We start from the raw sequence: 20,594 nt of genomic DNA on the forward strand, positions 1-20,594 counted from the left end.
CTCCAAACGCTCCCGCCCCACTCTAACCCAGCCTCCCAACCGTTTTACGGATGAACTCAATAAAACTGCGGATATGCGCGGCATAAATCGGCTCGTCCCGGTAGGCAAGGCAGATATACCGCCGGTTGGCGTAGCCTTCACCGGGAAGCGGCCGCCGGATCAGCTCACCGGCAGCCGTTTCCTTAAGCACACTGCGGAGCGGGAGTACGCCGATGCCTGTATTGAATTTCAGCGTCTCTTTAATCGTCTCAATGGCACCGAGCTCCATGACTGACTGAAATGCAAGTCCTATAAAGGCCGCCCATTCCTCGGCCAGCTGCCGGGAGGTGGAGCCTTGTTCATGCAGTAAAAAGGTCTCGCTCTGCAAAGCGTCAACGGTCAAATGCCGGACAGCGCCCAGCGGATGGCCGGGCTTCATGACAAGCTGCAGCTCATCCTCAATCAGCGGTACGATCTGCAGGCCTTTCTCCGGTTCATCCGGGAGAGAGACAACGGCCACATCGATTTCATGGTGCCTTAGCAGGGAAAGGATGGTTTCGGCTTTTTTTACCGTTAACACCAGATTCGTGTCTTCATGCTTTGCCCTGTAATCGGCCAGGTACGGAGGCAGGAAGTAGGTGGCCGGTGTGTAGCTTGCACCAAGCTTCAACCGGCTGCGGCCCTGGCCTGCTCTGGCTTTCATCCGTTCAGCGGCTTCTTCCATAAGCGCGGCCACCCGGCGGGCATAGGGCAGCAGCTCCTCAGCGGCCTCTGTACGGATCAGCTTTCTCGACTGCTTGCGGAACAGCGGCGTGCCCAGACTCTCCTCCAGCTTCCGCAGATGAAAACTTACGGTGGGCTGGGTAAGCTCCAGACTGTCGGCGGCCTCCTGCAGGGTCTCCCTGCGCATTACCTCCAAAAATACTTTTAGCTGCTGCATATTCACCTTCATCACTCCCTTGTGCTTAAAATATAGAACTTATCTATTAAACATTCAATATACATAGACATATTTAATTAAAACAAGCTTTCTGCTTAACGTTGCTTTTACATTAACTTGTTAAAGTTTGAAGTAACGCGAAGGCGAAACTTATTTTCAAGGGGGATTCATTAATCGTGAAACATAATTGGCTTAAAACGGCGGGAATTACAGCGGGTGTAGTATCCATGTTGGCAGTGACAGCCTGCGGGGGCAATAACCAGAACAGTCCGGCCGCTGCTGCCGCAAATGACAACAGCCAGGCCGCTGAAGCAGCCGGCGGCGGGACCCTTACGGTGTATTTGAATGATTTTGATGCGGTGATTGGCGAAATGTTCGAAAAAGAGACCGGCATCAAGCTCAACATCGTCTCCGGTAACGGCGCAGAAATTATGTCCCGCATTGAAGCCGAGCAGGGGAACCCGCAGTGGGATGTCGTGTGGATTGATGCAATGCCTTCCATTTACGGGCTGGATGCCAAGGGTCAGCTGCTGACCGGCTGGACGCCGGAGAATGTATCCGGACTGAAAGACAACTATGAATCGCTGATTCCCGAAGACGGCTCCTATTATCCGACCGGGGCACATGCAGCAGGAATCATCGTCTACAATAAAAATAAAATTACCGGAGACAATATCCCGGCTTCCTGGGAGGATCTGAGCCGTACCGCCTACAACGGCAAGCTGGGAATGGCTGATCCGGCCATTGCCGCTCCGGCGTACCCGTTTGTTTCGGACTTTTTTGAAGGTAAAGGGATCGATGGCGGAAAGGAATATTTCGGTACTTTAATGGAGCAGGGGCTGAAGGTGTATCCGAAAAATCCTCAGGTGGTACAAGCACTGACTTCCGGCGAGATTGACATTGCCGCTCTGCAGGAATCGAATGCCTATTCGATGGTTTCCGCCGGCGAGCCGGTTGAACTGGTATGGCCTGAAGAAGGCGCTCCGGCATCTGTGCGTGTAGCGGCTATCCAGAAGGATACCGATAAGGCTGAGGCGGCAAAACAGTTCGTCAGCTTTCTGCTGGAGCCAAAAGTGCAGCAGGAGCTGGTGGACAGCGGTGATGAAAGCTACTTTGAACCCTCCGCAGAAGGCGTAAATCCCAAGACTGACCGGGCTGCAGAAGCTAAGCTGAACTTTACGGAAGCCGCGTGGGCAAGCGAGCATGAAGCTGAAATCAAGCAGTGGTTCGCAGACCAGGCTGTGCAGTAATCCGGCATGCTGAAAGCTCTGAATGTCAACCGGCTGGGCTGGACGGTCAGCATCCTGCTAGCCATTCTTGTTCTTTTTCCTCTGGCAGCGGTCATCATCCAGGTGCTGCTGCCGGGGGTGTTCTTCGGCAATTTGAACTTTGGGGATTTGTCGCTGCTGCTGGATGTGTTCCGGCGGCCACTGTGGCGGAAATCGCTGGAAAATTCACTGCTGCTGGGCATGGGTACAGCCTTCTTCGGCACGGCGCTGGGCACCATGCTGGCTGTCGTCCGTTCCCGCTGGAAGTTCGCCGGCGCTACGGCGCTGGATGCAGCAGCCTGGGTCCTGTTCATTATGCCCTCGTTCATTCTGGCCCAGGGCTGGATCATGTTCTCGGCCGGAAACGGGCTGGCGGCTTCCCTGTTCGGCTGGCACTGGGTAAGCTCTGCCGTGTTCTCTCCTGCGGGACTGATTGCGGTGATGACCTTCAGCAAATTTCCGCTGGCTTATCTTGCGGTCCGGGCAGCGATGGAGTGGAAGATGGATATGCTGTCTCAGGCAGCCCGGCTGTGCGGAGCCCGTCCATGGCGGGTATGGAGCACGATTGAGATGCCGCTACTGCTGCCTTCCATCTGTTCGGGAGCGCTGCTGGTCTTCATGGATACGATAGGCGATTTTGGCCTGCCGTCAGCGATTGCGGTGGTGTACCGTTTTCCGACACTGCCGTATTCCATCTATTCAGCCATCTATACGTCACCGATCCGGTTTGACATGGCCGGGGTGCTGTCGCTGTATCTGGTGCTGATCATCGCGCTGGCCATAGCTGCCCAGTTCTATATTTTGCGCAGATCACGTTATGATATTTTGTCTGGCCGGGCCGTCAGAATGGTTCCCGAATCAGCCGGACGCTACAACTGGACACTTAACGGCGCGGTAGTTCTGCTGCTTATCATAGTCATCGGAATTCCGATTGGCTCAAGTATAGTGATGTCCTTCCTGCAGGTACAGTCAGACGGCTTCGTAATGAGCAATCTGACGCTGCAGCATTATGCCCGGCTGTTCCGGCAAGGCGCAGATCTGTTTCCGGGTATGGGAAGGTCGCTGGCGATTGCAGCAGCCGCAGCCGTATTAGGGCTTATTATCGGGCTGGGCGCCGCTTTTGTGCTGTCATATTCCCGGTTCAGATTTAAAAAGGTGATTGAAGCCGCGACCCTCATCTCCTTTGCGGTTCCTGGAGTGGTGCTGGGCATCGGGTATATTTTTGTCTGGAACCAGAAATGGCTGGAGGATATCGGGCTGAGGCTGTACGGCAAGCCGGCTATTCTCGTGCTGGCGGCTATCGCCGGTGCAATTCCGGTCATTACACGGGTTATCACGGGTTCCATGGCCAAGGTTCCGGAGCATCTGCTTGATGCGGCACAAATGCAGGGGGCATCCCTGGTCAGCCGGGTCAGACGGATTCTCATTCCGCTGATTAAGGGAGCGCTTGTATCCGGCGCACTGGCAGCCTTTGGCTCCTGTGTGTTTGACCTGGCGGTTAACTCGATTTTGTTCCCGCCCAACTTTGTAACCTTGCCGATTGTCATTGATGATGCGTTCGAAGACATGCAGTTTGGCTACGCTTCAGCCGCAACGGTTACCGGGGGCGGAATCATTGTACTGATTCTGATCGTAATTGAATCGTTTTTTAAGAGGAAAGGGGCTACAGCATGAGACAGGCACAGAACGTCCGCAGTACGGGCAGCCCGCTGCTGGAAGTCAGAAATCTGCAGAAAAGCTACGGCGATTACCAGGCCTTGAACGGCCTCAATCTTACTCTGCAGGAAGGCGAAATCATCAGCGTGCTGGGCCCTTCCGGCTGCGGAAAGTCCACACTGCTGCAGCTCGTGGCCGGATTAAGCCGGCCGGATAGCGGAGAAATTCTGCTGAACGGGGAGACCATTGCTTCATCAAAAAAAATGCTGGCTCCCGAAAAGCGGGGCTTCAACATGGTATTCCAGGATTATGCGCTGTGGCCGCATATGAATGTGTTCGATAACGTAGCCTACGGCCTCAAGGAAAAGCGCCTGCCCGCAACTCTGATCAAAGAGAAGGTGGAGAATGCTCTAGCCCTGCTTCATCTGGAGGGTTACGGGAAGCGGCTGCCGCCCCAGCTGTCCGGGGGACAGCAGCAGCGCGTGGCGATTGCCCGCGCACTTGTGACCGAACCGCGGCTGATGCTGCTGGATGAGCCGCTGTCCAATCTGGATATGCGCCTTAGAATAGAGATGCGGACGGAAATGTCCGTGCTGTTCCGCAGGCTGAAGATGAGCGTCTTCCATGTCACCCATGACCCGGAAGAGGCGTTTGCAATGGCAGACAGGCTGCTCCTGATGCGCAGCGGGGCAATTGACCAGTTCGATACGCCGATGGCATGCTATCACCGTCCTGCAAGCATTCAGGCGGCCTCCCTGCTCGGGGCCATCAATGTTCTCCAGGGTGATTTTGCCGGAACAGCAGAAGCTCCTGTGGTACATACTTCAACCGGACTGCTGAAGGGGACACTATGCGGAGCTTCAGGGAAGCTGACGGCCGGTAGCCGTGCTGAAGTGCGTTTCCGCCCGGAAGCGCTGGCGCTGCTGGACGAAGGCTCAGCTATGCCTGCTGACGCAAGTATTCTGAATGCCAGCGTCATCCACTGCACCTTTGAAGGAACGAAGTGGCGGATTCTGGCGGAAGCCGGCCCGAACGAGCCGCTGTTCCTGTTCAACGAGGAACCGCTGGAGCCAGGCAGCCCTATCCGGATGAAGCTGCCCCGTCATTCCGCTTATATGTATGAAGTCTAAACCACGCAATGATTTTACCTTGAAAGGCCGTTGATATTTTGCATCATACATTAGACAACACTCACCGGCTGCTGGTCATTTCCGACATTCACGGACATGCCGGAGGACTGCAGCTGCTGCTTGATGCTGCCGAATATAATCCCCGGACTGACCGCCTGGTTCTGGCGGGGGATTACATAGATGAAGACCGGCAAAGCTTTGAAACGCTGCATATGATCCGTAAGTTGACGGATGAAGGGGCAGTCGCCCTGCCCGGCAATATGGAGACCCGGTGGCTGAGCCATTCCGGTGAAGTAACCAGCAGGTGTGCAAGCCTGCGCAGCTGGCTGGAAGGTCTGCCTCCTTACTTTGAAGCAGACGGATATCTGTTTGTGCATGCCGGATTCCGCCCGGGTGTGCCGCTGACAGAACAGACGCTGCCGGACATGACAGAAATCCGCCAGGATTTCTGGGAAGCGGAGCTGCCAGCTTTTGCAGAGAAGGGCATTGTGTTCGGGCATACTCCGACATTCAAGATGGGGGGGACAGCAGGCGAAATCTGGAGAAGGCCGGGAAAAATCGGCATTGATACCGGAGCGAAGCACGGCTGCAGGCTGACGCTGCTTGATGTCCATAACCGGGTAGCCTATTCCTGCTCCACAGCATCCGGCAGGGGAAGCTATACAGACTTCCGTGCCGATCTGCTGGTGGAATGCTGAGTGAAAGAAGAGGGAGGTTTCACACGCCTGAAATTACAGGCGAATGTGAAGCCTCCTTTTTTGCTATCCCCGGATGTGGAGTCTCCGCATACAGAGCCTATAGAACCTGCTGCTCCCGCTGGCCTATATGTCATGCCTTGTTATGAGCTGCTGCAGCCATTTTTTATTGACAGGGATAGGGGATTGATCCATAATACAATCCATACTAAACAGATATGATTTATTGGGAGGAGAGGGTCAGAGATGTCACAATTTAAAGCATCCTTTAAGAAGTCCTTGGGGACAGGGTTATTAGCAGTTCTATTATTGGTGGTTATTGCCGGATGCTCCGGGGCCAATAATGAACCTGCTCCAACTGAAGGAGCTCAGGCAAACGCGGGTCAAACCGCAAATGAGAGCGCCAATACGGGCGGGCCTGCGGCGGCAGGAGGAACTTTCACCTACGGACGGCCAGCAGCCGTAACCTCGTTTGATCTGCATAATCAGATTACATCCAACAATGCTTTTGCGATTGATAAAGTATTCGAATCCCTGGTCGCTTTTGACAGCAAGGGGGAAATCGTAGACTGGCTTGCTGCCTCGCATACGATTAGCGAAGACGGATTGACCTATACCTTTGTATTGCGTGACGGCCTGAAATTCTCTGACGGTACTGATGTGACTGCGGAGGATGCGGTATTCTCGCTTGAGCGGCATTTGAAGGTCGGCGGCCCGCTGGCTATAGCAGCCAAGGTGGATTCCGTAACCGCACAGGATAACAAAACACTGGTAATTACGCTCCAGGAGCCGTATACACCGTTTATCTCGGAGCTGTCCAACTTCTCAAACGGCATTATTCCGGACAATTTTGGCGGTGCAACTGAAGAGGAGTTTTTCAAAAAACCGGTAGGTACCGGCCCCTTTGTTATTGAAGCATGGGATCCGGCGGGTGACGTGACGTTCGTGAAGAACACCAGCTACTGGCAGGAAGGCAAACCGTCCATTGACAAGCTTGTATATAAGCTGATTGAAGACGACAGCCAGGCGATCAACCAGCTGAAGGCGGGCGAAGTCCATGCTGTTGAAGCGCTGGCGCTGCAAAATGCCGAAGAGCTGAAGAATGGCGCGGATACAGCAGTAGTAACCAATGGAAGCTGGGTAACAGAGCAGTTGTTCTTCAATACGCTTGATGAGCATTTCAAGGATGTGCATGTCCGCCGGGCTCTGGCTTTGGCGCTTGACCGTGAAGGATTAACCAAGGCGCTGACCTTCGGCTATGCCCAGACTGCGAATTCTTTGCTGCCGACAACGATTCCTTATAATGCAAATGATACGATTAAGGCACTGGACTTTGATGTGGAAGCGGCCAAAGCAGAGCTGGCTAAATCCGCTTTCCCTGACGGCTTCTCAACCAAACTGCTCGTCGCATCCGGCAACAGCACAAGAGCCCAGGAAGCGCAGATCATCCAGGCAGCGGGCCAGTCCATCGGCATCAACATTGAGATTGAATCGATCGAGCTGGCTACTTTCCGCGAACGGTTCTTTGCCTATGATTTTGCAGCGATGCTGAACAGCGGCCAGGCCGATTCTCCGGAAGCGAACTCGATTCTTGCCTTCCAGACCGATCCTGAAGGCTTCAGCAAATCCTACTGGACTCATTATACCAATGATGAAGTTACCAAGCTTCTGTATGAAGGACAAAAAACACCGGACGGTGATGCCCGTGCCGGAATCTATACCAAGCTGCTGCAGACACTTGCTGATGAAGTGCCGTACATTCCGCTCTACTACCCGGATATTCTGATCGGTGCCCGCGCCTCAGTTGAAAATCTTGTCGTTCTTCCTAACGGCAGCGTCCGCTTCGAAGATGTACGTATCGGGCAATGATGAAGCCGGGCAGGGCAGTAAACAGAGCAGCAGGAAAACACACCTCTTACAAATGGCTGCTGGCAGCTCTGATCAGAGCTGCCGCAGTTATTCTCTGTGTGTCGACGGCCGTCTTTTTTTTGATCCGCATTGTGCCGGGAGATCCTGCGAAGATGATTCTGGGAGAGTACAGCACGCCTGAGGCGATCGCAAGTATGCACCATACGCTAGGACTGGATCTCCCGGTATGGGAGCAATTTATCCGGTTCATCCAGACACTGTTCACATCCGGAGATACAGGCAATTCCATCGTTTCGGGAACCTCCACAAGAGTGCTGATTGCCGAGCGTGCACCTGTAACGATGCTGCTGATTGCCATGGCCTGTGTAATGGCTGTAGTCATTGCCCTTCTGCTGGCTGTCATTGCGGCTACACACAAGGATAAGCTGCCGGATCATTTAATCCGGATTTTCCCTACAATTACTCTGGGTATGCCAATCTTCTGGGTTGGCATCCTTTTCATTCTGCTGTTCAGCGTCCGTCTTCACTGGTTTCCCGTCGGGGGCGTAAAAGAAGGGTGGACGGGGACCCTGCACAGTCTGGCGCTTCCCGCGGTTACTGTTGCTTTTTCACAGATTCCTACCCTTGTCCGTTCATTAAGAGCCCAGATGCTGGAGGTGCTGGAATCCGATTTCGTAATCACCCTGAAGGCTGCGGGAATACCGGCCAGGGTCATCCTGTTTAAGCATGTGCTGCGTAACTCGGCGCTTCCGACCCTTATGCTGCTGGGCGTCAACGTTTCTTATCTGATCGGCGGTACCCTTGTGGTTGAACAGGTGTTTGGCATCAAGGGGATCGGCAGCCTGCTGTTTACTTCAATTTCGAATAGGGATTTTCCGGTCATCCAGGGAATTGCACTGTACTGTGCGGTTTCGGTTGTACTAATCAGTCTTCTGATTGAGATTATTTCCTGGTGGCTGGATCCCAGAACGAAGGGGAAACCATGAAACATACATCTATAACTCCAGCGTTGCCGGAAGTAAGGAAGCGGGCAGGTGTACTCCGCAGGATAATGTCTACGCCTTCCCTTTTGACAGGAATCCTCATGTTTGCAGTGCTTATTCTTTTGGCTGTATTTATCCCTTTTATTAGTCCCTATGATCCCACTGAGCAAAATCTGAGTGCATTTCTGCAGCCTCCGTCAGCCGAACACTGGCTGGGCACAGACCAGCTGGGGCGCGATTTGTTCACGAGACTGATCTATGCGGCCCGGACCGATCTGAGCATCATGGTTCTGGCTGAAATTATCCCCTTTTGTACAGGTGTATTTCTGGGCATGCTGGCCGGTTATTACGGAAAATGGATCGACACCGTCATCACGCTGATCACGGATACGTTTATTGCCTTTCCATTTTATCTGATCGTAATTATCGTTGCCTTTGCCAGCGGAGCAGGCGAGCGGGGGATCTACATCACGTTTATCCTCGTAGGCTGGATTGTATTTGCCCGTGTAGTCAGAGGGCTTAGCGCATCTTTCCGCGAACAGGAATGGGTGGCGTCCGCGCGTACTTTAGGGCTGCCCGGAGTCAGAATTATTCTCCGGCATCTTCTGCCGAATGTGCTGCCCCAGGCGGTTGTTGTCCTTATGACGGATATGGTCGGACTGCTTGTAGCCATTGTTACGCTCGGTTACCTCGGCATCGGCATTGCACCGCCAACCCCGGACTGGGGGACGATGATTGCGGATGGACAATCCTTTATCACGACAGCCTGGTGGCTTTCGGCAGTTCCGGGATTCGCTGTAGTATATACAGGAATAGCGCTGTCTCTTGTGGGTGACGGTCTGGCAGATCTTTGGAGGAAAAAATAATGTCAACAAGTCCGGTTTTGGAAATAGAGGCGTTGTCGGTGGCTGCGAGGTCAAAGGAAACGCTAGTGAACAATGTCAGCTTCTCGCTTAACCGTGGAGAGAGCCTGGGTCTGGTCGGCGAATCGGGCTCCGGCAAATCCCTGACGCTGCGTGCCGTTCTGGGCCTGCTTCCAAGCGGTGTTGAGCAAACTGGAGGCATGATTAAGAGTGAGGTGAGCAGCGCGATGGTCTTTCAAGATCCCAGAGGTGCGCTGGACCCGCTCTGCCCGGTAGTCAAACAGGTTGCTGAAGTCGTATATTACAGACAGAAATTAAGCAGAAAAGCTTCACGTACGGCCGCGCTGGAACTGCTGGAGCTGCTGGGTCTTCCCGGCACATTGAAAAAAGAGGACAGGTATCCCAGCCAGCTGTCAGGCGGCCAGTGCCAGAGAATTGTAATCGCCATGGCACTGGCATGCAAGCCGGGGATTCTGCTGTGTGATGAGCCGACCACGGCACTGGACGTTACCGTACAGCGGCAGATTATCGAAACGATTACCCGGCTGCAGCAGGAACTGGGTTTTGCCATGGTTTTTGTCACGCATAATCTGGCGGTTGCCGCAGCCCTTTGCTCCAGACTGGCTGTGATGAAAAAAGGGGAAATCGTTGAGGCTGGCGATACGCTTTCCCTGCTGCACAACCCGCAAAATCCTTACACCCGGATGCTGATCAATTCGGTGCTTCCTTTGCCGGAACTCGAAGGGAGCGAACTTTCATGAAATTAGCCCTGCAGGTCAAAAATGTACAAGTCCATTATGGCGGTTTTACCGCGCTGGACGGAATCGATCTGAAAGTGCCAAAACATACAACGCTCGGCCTTGTCGGAGAGTCAGGATCAGGAAAATCTACATTGGCGCGTGTCATTGCCGGACTGATTGTACCTGATGAAGGGCAAATCCTGCTCGGCACGCAGGAACTCAGGAAGAAGAGGAGCCGTGAGCAGCGGAAAAGCATCCAGATGATCTTCCAAAATCCGGACTCCTCGCTGAACCCCAAGCATACCATCGGGCAGATTCTTTCCGAAGCGCTGTTGTTTCATCACATTGTGAAACGTCCGGAGGTCAGGCAGAGAAGCAAAGAGCTTCTGGCACGGGTGCATCTGGAAGAAGAGGCCCTGAACAAATACCCCCATGAATTCTCCGGCGGCCAGCGCCAGCGGATCGCGATCGCCCGCGCATTAAGTGTAGAACCGGATGTGCTGATTGCGGATGAACCGACGAGTGCGCTCGATGTTTCCGTACAGCGGAGTGTGCTTGAACTGTTCAGCTCACTCAAAGCCGAGCTTAATCTTACTATGCTGTTCATCTCCCATGATCTGGGAGTTATCCATGCCGTCAGCGATACGGTTGCAGTCATGCGGCAGGGACAGCTTGTTGAAGTGAGTCCCAGGGACCGGTTCTTTGCCCGGCCTGAAACGGCCTACAGCCGTGAGCTGCTGACTGCAGTACCAAAAATGCCGAAATCCGGCACATCAGGAGGTTTCAATGAACCGAGAACATAAAGGATTTATACCGCTGGCCCCTTCCGAGTTTGATACTTTAACACGCCAGCTCTCAAGGCTGTTATCCACCAAGTATCCTCCGGTCATCATACCGGGGGAGGCGATCCTGGGTATTGAGGCGATGGCTGCCGGGATCTCTGCGCCGGGCCGTACCTTTTTAAATATTGTGACCGGCCCGTACGGAAGTTTATTTGGCCAATGGCTTGAACGCGGCGGGGCGGCGGTGGTTGAAGTCAAAGTCCCTTTTGATCAAGTAGTGCCTGTGGAAGAAGTCGCAGCGGCCATTGAGCGGTATAAGCCGGATGCCCTTTCCTTTGTACAGGCTGAAGTGGTTACCGGCGGCTCCAATCCGGCCGGAGAAATACTGCAGATTGCGCGGGAGCATCATCTCATTACGGTAATGGACTCTGTTTCAGCAGTCGGGGGGGAAGCGCTGCCGGTTGATGAATGGGAAGTGGATTTTGCCGCAATCGGTGCGCAAAAAGCGCTGGCCGGACCTAACGGCGTCAGTGCCGTAAGCATCTCCCCGCGCGGCTGGGAATTCCTTGAACAGAATAAACTTGCACCGCGCAATTCCATTCTGTCCCTGCTGGATTTAAAGCCGCGGGCGGACGGGGCAGCTCCGGTACGGGTTCCGCCCAATATTCCGGTTCTGGAGGCGAGAGCGCTGATCACGGCTTTGGCAGAAATTGAGGAAGAGGGCCTGGAACAGGTAATCAGGCGGCATGAGCGTGCTGCAGCCTCTGCCGTGGCCGGCGTCAAAGCGCTGGGTCTTGACCCTTGGCAGAAGGACAGCAGGCACTATTCCACACTGACAACAACGGTGAGAATTTCGGGACAGCAGAGCCTGCTTATTAAGAAGCCTGCCGGAATCGTAGCTCCCGGAGACGGAGAGTTATACGGGCAGCTTCTGCGGATTAACCATTTTGGTGTCAACGCCAGCCGGCATAGCGTGGAAGAGGCTGTCACGACGCTGGCCCGGTTACTGAACCAGGATGCCAGTCCTGCAATCAAGGCCATCGGGCTCGTCTGGGGGGGAAAAGTATAATGATCATCCAACATCCCGGGACGCATGTCCTGAACGCTGTTCATATCGCGGGAGTAGAAGGGAAATCTTTTGATATAGTCATCAAAAACGGCCGGTTTTCATCGGTTGCCGAAGCGGACCCGGATCATGAACAGCCTGCGGATCAGAGCCGTAAGTTATGGATCAGCCCGGGGATCATTGATCTGCATACGCATCTGGCCTGGACGGACTTCGACCATGCGGACCAGTTGAAACGGAGTGCCGGGGAGCAGGAAGTGATGCAGGCACAGGCCTTTGAAGCGACGCTCCGGACCGGTGTAACAACAGCGCGTGACGCAGGCGGAATTCTGCCAAGCACTGTGCGGCACCTTGTTCAGCAATACGGGCAGCCGCTGAGAGTGCAGACCAGCAGTGAGATGCTGGGAGCAGCTGATGCACTGGGCATTAAGCATTTGGAAAAGCGGCTGGCGGAGATTTTTGCTACCGGGGCAGGATGGATCAAAATTATGGCCACAGGAGGACTTGGAGCGCCTGCTGAAAAAGTGCTGGACCCTGTTTTTTCGGAGGAAGAATTTGCGTTCATTGTCCGTCACGCCCATGCTCATCACAAAAAGGTCCTGGTTCATACGTGGGGCGGAGTGACCATAGACTGGTCCATCAAGGCAGGTGTGGAATCCATAGAACATGGCATGTTTCTGACGGGTGACCAGGCAGGCAGACTTGCCGAATCCGGAACAGCGCTGGTGCCGACCACCTCCATTTACCGTATTGCCGCAGATCCAAAAGGAGTCTTGGCGCTCAACGCGGTCATTTGCGACCGTGCTGCCCGTGCTGCCGAAGCTCACTCCAAGGCAGTTGAATATGCCAAAAGAGCGGGGGTACGCTTCGGGTTCGGCACGGATTATGCAACACCCGCTCTTCACGGATACAATCTGCAGGAGCTCGATACTCTGATGGATTACGGCCTGACCCGTGCTGAAGCCTGGGACTCTGCCACAAGCAGGGCTGCAGAGATCCTCGGAAGCGGACATGAACTGGGGCGGATTGCCGGAGGATACATTGCCGATGCGGTTATTTGGGGAGCTGATCCTTATCTGGCGCGTAATGCGGACGAACTGCGGAAGAGCATCGTTACTGTTTTTACCGGGGCGGATGAGGCGGAATTGAATCAGATTTAGCTGCGTCTTAAGTTAACCGGAATGCATCTTTTATAAAAGTGGTAATAGCCCGTAGGCAGAGGCCTGCGGGCTATTTTTTGTGACCGCAAAAAATGGTAACTACCGGAAAATTACCGGTTTTGTAACGCCTCAGTACAGACTTCAAGCTATATTTGTAGTAAACTGGACTGATGTATAGTGTACTCAACATTAATTCTACAGAAAAGAATGTGATATGGTTATGCAGCTTGGGGCTCGTCTTCCGCACAAAAAATGGCTGGAGAAACACCTCTCCGGAGAGGGAATGGACTATCGGCAGATTATAGCGCTGTTTATTCCGATCCTCATTGACCAGGCATTCATCATCGGGCTGAATCTGGTAAATACGGCGATGATCAGCTCATCCGGAATGGCAGCGGTCAGTGCGGTGAATATGGTGGATTCACTGAATATTTTTCTGATTAACGTATTTGTCGCGATTGCGACCGGGGGTACGGTTGTAGTGGCGCAGTACAAAGGCAGCGGGAACGACAAAATGGTATCCCAGGCTACGGCAGGCTCGGTCACCTCGGTGTCGCTGATAGCAGTGGGGATCGGTCTGCTGCTCATGGCCTTCCACACGCCTGTATTGAACCTTCTGTTCGGGTCAGCTTCGGCTGATGTACTCGATAATGCCCGGATTTATATGATCGGCAGCAGCATCTCTTATCTGGGGATTGCCGTAGTCCAGGCTGTGTGCGGTGCGCTGCGGGGAGTCGGCAGAACGCGGGCGTCGCTGATGCTGTCCCTTATCATGAACCTTCTGTACGTTCTCCTGAATGTAGTCTTCATTAACCTGCTGGACATGGGTGTACTGGGGATGACGCTGGCAGTCAATATCGCGCGGTATGTTGGTCTGGCGTGTGCCCTGGTGTATTTGTTCAAAATAGATACTGTACTGCGCGTGCGGTTCCGCGACCTGTTCCATATTCCGCTGGCCATGCTGCGCAAAATCATGTTCATCGGCGTGCCGTTCGCGGCAGAGCAGATGTTCTTTAACGGCGGCAAGCTGCTGACCCAGATCTTCATTGTCAGTCTCGGAACCTATGCCATTGCAACCAATGCCATCGCCGGCTCACTGGCCATGGTGTTTCAGATTCCGGCCAGTGCGCTGTCGCTGACGATTGTGACCGTGGTCGGGCAATGTATCGGGCGGGGCAGCGTTGCGGATGCCAGAAAGTTCATCAAGTCCTTTCTCTGGATCGGGTCGGGATCTTTATTATTAATCGCACTGATCCTGATGCCGCTGTTCCATCCGCTGGTGTCGATTTTTTCGCCGCCTCCGGAGATTATTGACGATTTGTTCATCGTCCTGCTGGTGAATGCCATTGCCCAGGTTCCACTGTGGGCGGTCAGCTTCATTCTGCCGTCCGCGCTGCGGGCAGCAGGGGATTCACGCTTCACCTCAATCACTTCCATGCTGACGATGTGGCTGTTCCGGGTCGTATTCGGCTATATTCTCGGCATAACCCTCGGTTTTGGTGTACTGGGTGTCTGGCTGGCGATGAACAGCGAGTGGGCTGTACGCGGGGCTGTGTTCCTGTGGCGTTTCCGGGGCAAAAAGTGGTTTGCGCATAAGCTGATTTAAGGCTGTGTAAAGCACCGGAGTGTGCAAATGAATAACACCTATTAAGCAGCGTTTCTCCAATTTTTGGGGGAGCGCTGTTTTGTTGTTCCTGTTCACCTATTGCCGGTTTCCCACATATTTTGAATAAACCACTGGAAGGGGGGAGCATTCAATGTATCTGCTCTGGGTAATCATTGTCGGGGGACTTATCGGCTGGCTGAGCGGCAGTCTGATTGGCCGTGATGTTCCGGGAGGCGTGCTGGGAAATGTGATTGCCGGGTTCATCGGTTCCTGGCTGGGCACTGAGCTGCTGGGGCCAAGAGGGCCTGTAGTCGGCGGCTTCCATATCATTCCGGCCATTATCGGGTCTATCGTTGCTTTGCTGATTTTCTTTGCCCTGGCCCGCGGCGGTGCTTTCCGGCGGCGTTAATCCTTCCGCTGGCTTTAGCTGCATAGTCTATAAAGAGCCCCTCTTGTGCGGAGGGGCTCTGCGGTGTTGTTTTTAAGCATTATCTGGACGTGCAAAGATACACCCGATCGATTATCAGCTAAATGTAAAAAAAATTATGCGGGAGCAATACCGGTTATCTTACAGCAAGATAATTCTAATATGTAGTAGTATTTTTTTGCAGCCAAAGAATATATCATACAACTATAAACTGTTTGGAGGTCATTATGGAACTTTGGGATGTACTGGATGGGTATGGGAATAAAACGGGTAGAACAGTCGAACGGGGAAAGCCGATGAAACAAGATGAATATCATCTTGTAGTACACGTGTGGATTCAAAATAGCGATGGAGAGTTTCTTATTACTAAACGCACGCCTAACAAGACATTCCCCAATATGTGGGAGACAACAGGTGGGTCAGCTATCACTGGAGATAATAGTATACAGGCAGCATTAAGGGAAGTGAAAGAGGAGACAGGAATTGATTTAACACCAGCAAACGGATATTGCCTTTTCAGGTTCAAAAGACAACATTATAAATTCCCGGATTTCGTTGATGTGTGGTTGTTCAAAGAGGATATAGACATAAACAAAGTTGTTTATCAGCCTGATGAAGTCTGCGGAGCAAAATGGGCAACTCCAACTCAAATCAGAACAATGATAAGTTCCGGCGAATTTGTTGATTTTACGTACATAGAAGAAATATTTAATCAGAAGTAACCGTTATTGCAACCCGAAAGCGACAGTCGTAGACAATCAGAGTGTTGAGAAACCCAACTCTTTAATGGTCTTGGGTTTCTTTGCTGCGTTTCCATATCTGCGGACGCTGCAGCTGTTAACTATCTCATCCTCTTTCGCACGCTAACGGACACTGCGTCCGTTATTTGCCGAAAATCGCTCCGTTTCCACCGCTAACGGACTGTGGTTCCTCTATTCTGCTAAATGATGGGTAAATGAAGCCCTTTCGGATGAAATAACGGAACCAGGGTCCGTTAAAATCCCAAAACACACCTCCAGCGCAAAATAACGGACCTGATGTCCGTTAGCCTTAGCCTTTCCAAGTCATTAATAGGTACAGGTGCGCGTGAGGGGATGGGTTGGAGCCGGCAATCGTTAATGCGGTGCTGTGTGAAACAAAGTTACATAAAGAAGGCTGCCGAGACTTTCTCGAGGAATAAGGAGGCCCTCCCTCTCTTATTTCCCCTCTGCCTGAAAGGATATATAAAAAGCACGATATAATCTTTAATTTGAGGTAAGACGCCTTTTTTTGATTATGCTACGATTTTGGTTGAGAAAGGAGGGAGCTTTGCTATTTTTGAAAGCGCTTAAACCGCAGGGACTATTTCATATTCGGAGGGGTGCAATACATGAAGATAAGGATCAGACAGGTTATATCGGTTATTTTGGCAGCAGCGCTGCTTGTTCCGTTAGGCTGGCTTGCCCCGGCTGCTTCAGCTGCACAGGAGAATGCAGACACTGTGTATCATGAGAGCTTTGCGGGAGGTGCCGGAAAAGCGGCCCAATCGGGAAGTGCCACCCTGACGGCGGTAACCGGCAAAACTTTTGAGGGCAACGCGGACGGAGCGGCATTATACGTAAGCAGCAGAAGCAATAACTGGGATGCGGCTGATTTTAAGTTCAGTGAGATCGGGCTTGAAAACGGCAGCACGTACACCGTGACTGCGGTGGTCTATGTAGATGACGACGTCATTGTGCCGGACGGTGCAAAAGCAGCGCTCCAGACTGTGAACAGCTACGGAAACTATGCGGAAGCCTCGTATACAGCCGGGACTGCCGTCACACTGACCAAAGAATTCACCGTAGATACCAGCAAAGATCAGGCTCTGCGCATCAACTCCAATGAGGCCGGCAAGGCGGTTCCCTTTTACATCGGAGACATCCGGATTACCGGAAAAGCACCGTCAGGCGGAGGAGAAGAGCCCCCAAGAGCACCGGCGCTGCCGTTCACGGCCATTACCTTTGAAAACGGGACTGCAGGCGGTTTTGAAGGCAGAAGCGGAAACGAGACACTTACAGTTACTGATGAAGAAAATCATACAGAAGGCGGTTCTTATGCTTTAAAAGTAGAGGGCAGATCCTCCACATGGCACGGTCCTTCCTTACGGATAGAAAAGTACGTGGATCAGGGCAGCGAATATACAATTTCGGCCTGGGTCAAGCTGATTGATCCCGCAAGCTCACAGCTTCAGCTGTCCACACAGGTGGGCAATGATAGCAGTGCCAACTATGTAGCCCTTTCCCCGAAGACCATCAGCACTGCCGACGGCTGGGTGAAGTTCGAGGGAAGCTACCGGTACAACAGCGTCGGCGGCGAATACTTAACGATTTATGTCGAAAGCTCCAATAACGCCGCAGCTTCTTTTTATATTGATGATATCAATTTTGAAAAAACAGGCACTGGCCCTATAGCGATTCAAAAGGATCTCCTTCCCGTTAAAACAGCTTATCAGAATGATTTTCTGATCGGCAACGCGATTACAGCGGAGGATCTGGAGGGGGCACGCCTGGAGCTGCTGACTATGCACCACAATACGGCTACGGCAGGCAATGCCATGAAGCCCGATGCGCTGCAGAATACGAAGGGCAATTTCACTTTTACTGCGGCGGATAACATGATTGATAAAGTGCTGGCCGAAGGGATGCAGATGCACGGCCATGTGCTGGTGTGGCATCAGCAGTCGCCGTTGTGGATGAATACAGGAAAGGATGCAGAAGGCAACAGCGTTCCTTTGAGCCGGGACGAGGCGCTTGTCAATTTGAAGACGCATATCCAAACGGTCATGGAGCATTTTGGGGACAAGGTAATCAGCTGGGATGTGGTCAATGAAGCGATGAGCGACAACCCCGGCAATCCGGCAGACTGGGAAACCTCGCTGCGTCAATCCCCATGGAAAACCGCTATCGGAGCGGACTATGTGGAGCAGGCTTTTCTGGCGGCAAGAGAGGTGCTGGATCAGCATCCGGAATGGGATATCAAGCTGTATTACAATGATTATAATGAAGACAACCAGAATAAAGCCCAAGCCATTTACAATATGGTTAAGGCTATTAACGACAAATACGCGCTGACCCATCCCGGTAAGCTCCTCATCGACGGTATCGGGATGCAGGGGCATTACAGCATTAACACGAATCCCGAGAATGTGCGGCTGTCCCTGGAAAAATTCATCTCCCTGGGGGTGGAAGTGAGCATCACCGAGCTGGATATTCAGGCTGGCAGCAACAATCAGCTGTCCGACAAGCTGGCGGCTGCCCAGGGCTATCTGTATGCCCAGCTGATGGATCTTTTCCATAAGCACGCTGCAGATATTGAACGGGTCACCTTCTGGGGCCTGGATGACAATACAAGCTGGAGAGCATCCAGCAATCCGCTGCTGTTCGATAAGAACCTGCAGGCCAAACCGGCTTACTACGGCGTAATCGATCCTGTAAAATATATCGCCGAACATACGCCGGATTCGGCGGATGCGAATGTATCCACGGCGGTCTACAGTACACCGGTAGTGGACGGTACGGCGGATGGCCTCTGGAGCCAGGCGCCGGAGCTGGCCGTTAACCGCTACCAGCTGGCCTGGCAGGGCGCTACCGGAACCGCCAGAGCGCTTTGGGATGAACAGAATCTGTACGTACTGATCCAGGTCAGCGATGCGCAGCTGGATAAGACGAGTGCCAATGTGTGGGAGCAGGATTCCGTTGAATTTTTCCTGGATCAGAACAACGGGAAAACTTCCTTCTACCAGGAGGATGACGGACAATTCAGAGTCAATTTTGACAACGAAGCATCCTTTAATCCTGAGCGGATTGCAGCAGGCTTCGAATCAGCAACCCGTGTGTCCGGAACCAACTACACCGTTGAAGTCAAGATTCCGCTGAACAGCATGACCCCGGCCAATGAGCAGAAGCTGGGCTTCGATGTGCAGATTAATGATGCCAAGGACGGTGCGCGTCAGAGCGTTGCAGCTTGGAATGACACCACAGGGAACGGCTATCAGGATACCTCGGTATATGGGGTGCTTACCCTGAAGGGCAAACCGGGGAATCCGGAAACACCGACAACACCGGAAACGCCGACAACACCGGAAAATCCGACGGAATCGCCGGCGCCAACTCCGGCGCCGACGGCAACACCAGGACCGGCGGCGGTTCCCGGAGGTACGAATAGCGGCAGCAGTACACCGGCTCCGGTGAGCGGAACCGTGCAGAGCAAGGAGGGTCAGGTGACAATCCGACCGGCAGTGAACACTGCGAACGGTGAGGCGAAAGCGGCAGTTACGGCCGCCGATCTTAAAAAGGCATTGGAACAGGCCGCTCCGGCAGCCGGCGGACGCAAAACGATCGCCATCGAAGTGCCGCAACAAGACAGCGTAACTTCGTATGAAGTGCAGCTGCCTTCGCAAAGCCTGAAAGGGCAGGAGAATTTCCTGCTGCTGGTCAAAACAGGGGCGGCCACCCTTGAGGTGCCAAGCAATCTCCTTCTTGGTGCCGGTGTAAGTACAGAAACGGTGTCTATCCGTCTGGATCAGCTTGCAGACGGTTCTCCGGACGCCGCGTCCCCGGCCAAAACCGGGCGGAGTCCGGTCATCGGCTTTAGCGTGCTTGCCGGAGGGCAGGTCATAGCCTGGAACAACCGGGATGCAAGCGTGAAAATAGCTGTTCCATACACGCCGGCAGCGTCACAGCTTGGCAATACAGGAGCACTTGTGGCTGGGCAGGTGGACAGCAAAGGCAGCCTTACAGTGATCCCGAACAGCCGGTATGACGCGGTAAGCGGTGCGATTGTATTCCAGACTGCAGAGCCGGGGACTTATGCAGTAGCATATAAGCCGGTGAACTTTGCAGATTTGGGAGAGCTGACCTGGGCGCAGGACGCAGTTGCCGCGTTGGCAGCACGCGACATCGTCAAGGGAATCTCAGAGAACAGCTTCTCTCCAACAGCACCGGTTAAGAGAGCGGATTTCATTACGCTGCTTGTAAGAGCACTGGAGCTGAAGGGAAGCGGTCCGGCTGCTTCCGGCTTTACCGATGTTCCGCAGGACGCGTATTACCGGAATGAGCTGGCTGCTGCGCAGCAGCTCGGCATCATCAACGGCTATGGGGATCATACCGTCCGTCCGGACAGCCCGATCTCCCGGCAGGAGATGATGGTCATTGCGGCGCGTGCGCTGGCGGCGGCAGGCAAACATCCGGACGGCAGCGGAAGTCTGGCTGCATTTTCAGACGCAGCCGAAGTAGCGGAATACGCAGCGGACAGCGTGTCCCTGCTGGTAGAGTCCGGGATCGTTGCCGGCAAGAACGGCAGGCTGGCCCCGGACGATACACTTACACGTGCCGAAGCGGCGGTGATTGTGTACCGGATTTGGGGATTGCAGTAGGACAGAGGGCAATTGCTTCTTGCTAGGAAGTGAAG

The 20,594-nt window shown here is 53.4% G+C and carries 16 protein-coding genes; 15 read left to right on the forward strand and 1 reads right to left on the reverse strand.

The window, feature by feature from the left end:
* Positions 1–22: 22 nt before the first annotated feature.
* Positions 23–919, reverse strand: a complete 897-nt coding sequence (locus tag C2I18_RS20415) for a LysR family transcriptional regulator (protein WP_249902186.1) — start codon at positions 917–919, stop codon at positions 23–25.
* Positions 920–1,095: 176 nt separating this feature from the next.
* Here C2I18_RS20415 and C2I18_RS20420 point away from each other — a divergent pair, with 176 nt between their 5' ends.
* The 15 genes from C2I18_RS20420 to C2I18_RS20490 all read left to right on the forward strand — a co-directional run bounded on the left by C2I18_RS20420 (position 1,096) and on the right by C2I18_RS20490 (position 20,559).
* Positions 1,096–2,169 carry an extracellular solute-binding protein gene (locus C2I18_RS20420; protein ID WP_249897566.1) on the forward strand — a complete coding sequence of 358 codons (1,074 nt, stop codon included), beginning with the start codon at positions 1,096–1,098 and terminating at the stop codon, positions 2,167–2,169.
* A gap of 6 nt (positions 2,170–2,175) precedes the next feature.
* Entirely contained in the window at positions 2,176–3,861 is a 1,686-nt protein-coding gene (locus tag C2I18_RS20425; protein ID WP_249897567.1) for an ABC transporter permease, read from the forward strand.
* The gene (locus C2I18_RS20430) at positions 3,858–4,973 is read left to right on the forward strand and encodes an ABC transporter ATP-binding protein (protein WP_249897568.1); all 1,116 of its coding nucleotides are present in this window, start codon (positions 3,858–3,860) and stop codon (positions 4,971–4,973) included. Before C2I18_RS20425 ends, C2I18_RS20430 begins: the two co-directional genes overlap by 4 nt.
* 38 nt (positions 4,974–5,011) lie before the next feature.
* Complete coding sequence (locus tag C2I18_RS20435; RefSeq protein WP_249897569.1) at positions 5,012–5,671, forward strand: metallophosphoesterase; 660 nt, start codon at positions 5,012–5,014, stop codon at positions 5,669–5,671.
* A gap of 243 nt (positions 5,672–5,914) precedes the next feature.
* Entirely contained in the window at positions 5,915–7,537 is a 1,623-nt protein-coding gene (locus C2I18_RS20440; RefSeq protein ID WP_249897570.1) for an ABC transporter substrate-binding protein, read from the forward strand.
* Positions 7,534–8,523 carry an ABC transporter permease gene (locus C2I18_RS20445; RefSeq protein ID WP_249897571.1) on the forward strand — a complete coding sequence of 330 codons (990 nt, stop codon included), beginning with the start codon at positions 7,534–7,536 and terminating at the stop codon, positions 8,521–8,523. Before C2I18_RS20440 ends, C2I18_RS20445 begins: the two co-directional genes overlap by 4 nt.
* Before the next feature lie 65 nt (positions 8,524–8,588).
* Positions 8,589–9,386, forward strand: a complete 798-nt coding sequence (locus C2I18_RS20450) for an ABC transporter permease (protein ID WP_249897572.1) — start codon at positions 8,589–8,591, stop codon at positions 9,384–9,386.
* Positions 9,386–10,144, forward strand: coding sequence for an ABC transporter ATP-binding protein (locus C2I18_RS20455; RefSeq protein WP_249897573.1), 759 nt, complete (start codon positions 9,386–9,388; stop codon positions 10,142–10,144). The genes C2I18_RS20450 and C2I18_RS20455 overlap by 1 nt, the downstream gene beginning before the upstream one ends.
* Positions 10,141–10,926, forward strand: a complete 786-nt coding sequence (locus C2I18_RS20460) for an ABC transporter ATP-binding protein (protein ID WP_249897574.1) — start codon at positions 10,141–10,143, stop codon at positions 10,924–10,926. The genes C2I18_RS20455 and C2I18_RS20460 overlap by 4 nt, the downstream gene beginning before the upstream one ends.
* Positions 10,910–11,974, forward strand: a complete 1,065-nt coding sequence (locus C2I18_RS20465) for a pyridoxal-phosphate-dependent aminotransferase family protein (protein ID WP_249897575.1) — start codon at positions 10,910–10,912, stop codon at positions 11,972–11,974. Before C2I18_RS20460 ends, C2I18_RS20465 begins: the two co-directional genes overlap by 17 nt.
* Complete coding sequence (locus C2I18_RS20470; protein WP_249897576.1) at positions 11,974–13,131, forward strand: amidohydrolase family protein; 1,158 nt, start codon at positions 11,974–11,976, stop codon at positions 13,129–13,131. The genes C2I18_RS20465 and C2I18_RS20470 overlap by 1 nt, the downstream gene beginning before the upstream one ends.
* A 220-nt stretch (positions 13,132–13,351) precedes the next feature.
* Complete coding sequence (locus C2I18_RS20475) at positions 13,352–14,737, forward strand: MATE family efflux transporter (RefSeq protein WP_481857824.1); 1,386 nt, start codon at positions 13,352–13,354, stop codon at positions 14,735–14,737.
* Between the two features lie 151 nt (positions 14,738–14,888).
* Positions 14,889–15,146: a GlsB/YeaQ/YmgE family stress response membrane protein gene (locus C2I18_RS20480; protein WP_249897578.1), complete on the forward strand. Its 258-nt coding sequence runs from the start codon at positions 14,889–14,891 to the stop codon at positions 15,144–15,146.
* Positions 15,147–15,391: 245 nt separating this feature from the next.
* Positions 15,392–15,886 carry an NUDIX hydrolase gene (locus C2I18_RS20485; RefSeq protein ID WP_249897579.1) on the forward strand — a complete coding sequence of 165 codons (495 nt, stop codon included), beginning with the start codon at positions 15,392–15,394 and terminating at the stop codon, positions 15,884–15,886.
* 647 nt (positions 15,887–16,533) lie between these two features.
* Positions 16,534–20,559: an endo-1,4-beta-xylanase gene (locus tag C2I18_RS20490; RefSeq protein ID WP_249897580.1), complete on the forward strand. Its 4,026-nt coding sequence runs from the start codon at positions 16,534–16,536 to the stop codon at positions 20,557–20,559.
* Positions 20,560–20,594: the final 35 nt, after the last annotated feature.

Origin of the sequence: Paenibacillus sp. PK3_47 (assembly GCF_023520895.1) — a bacterium.
Classification (GTDB): Bacteria; Bacillota; Bacilli; order Paenibacillales; family Paenibacillaceae; genus Paenibacillus_AQ.

Excerpts from the sequence above, each read along its gene's own strand:
- C2I18_RS20455 (WP_249897573.1), top strand. The coding sequence starts at position 9,386 with ATGTCAACAAGTCCGGTTTTGGAAATAGAGGCGTTGTCGGTGGCTGCG.
- C2I18_RS20475 (WP_481857824.1), top strand. The coding sequence starts at position 13,352 with ATGCAGCTTGGGGCTCGTCTTCCGCACAAAAAATGGCTGGAGAAACAC.
- C2I18_RS20460 (WP_249897574.1), top strand. The coding sequence starts at position 10,141 with ATGAAATTAGCCCTGCAGGTCAAAAATGTACAAGTCCATTATGGCGGT.
- C2I18_RS20470 (WP_249897576.1), top strand. The coding sequence starts at position 11,974 with ATGATCATCCAACATCCCGGGACGCATGTCCTGAACGCTGTTCATATC.
- C2I18_RS20490 (WP_249897580.1), top strand. The coding sequence starts at position 16,534 with ATGAAGATAAGGATCAGACAGGTTATATCGGTTATTTTGGCAGCAGCG.
- C2I18_RS20485 (WP_249897579.1), top strand. The coding sequence starts at position 15,392 with ATGGAACTTTGGGATGTACTGGATGGGTATGGGAATAAAACGGGTAGA.
- C2I18_RS20430 (WP_249897568.1), top strand. The coding sequence starts at position 3,858 with ATGAGACAGGCACAGAACGTCCGCAGTACGGGCAGCCCGCTGCTGGAA.
- C2I18_RS20465 (WP_249897575.1), top strand. The coding sequence starts at position 10,910 with ATGAACCGAGAACATAAAGGATTTATACCGCTGGCCCCTTCCGAGTTT.
- C2I18_RS20440 (WP_249897570.1), top strand. The coding sequence starts at position 5,915 with ATGTCACAATTTAAAGCATCCTTTAAGAAGTCCTTGGGGACAGGGTTA.
- C2I18_RS20480 (WP_249897578.1), top strand. The coding sequence starts at position 14,889 with ATGTATCTGCTCTGGGTAATCATTGTCGGGGGACTTATCGGCTGGCTG.
- C2I18_RS20425 (WP_249897567.1), top strand. The coding sequence starts at position 2,176 with ATGCTGAAAGCTCTGAATGTCAACCGGCTGGGCTGGACGGTCAGCATC.
- C2I18_RS20445 (WP_249897571.1), top strand. The coding sequence starts at position 7,534 with ATGATGAAGCCGGGCAGGGCAGTAAACAGAGCAGCAGGAAAACACACC.
- C2I18_RS20415 (WP_249902186.1), bottom strand. The coding sequence starts at position 919 with ATGCAGCAGCTAAAAGTATTTTTGGAGGTAATGCGCAGGGAGACCCTG.
- C2I18_RS20450 (WP_249897572.1), top strand. The coding sequence starts at position 8,589 with ATGTCTACGCCTTCCCTTTTGACAGGAATCCTCATGTTTGCAGTGCTT.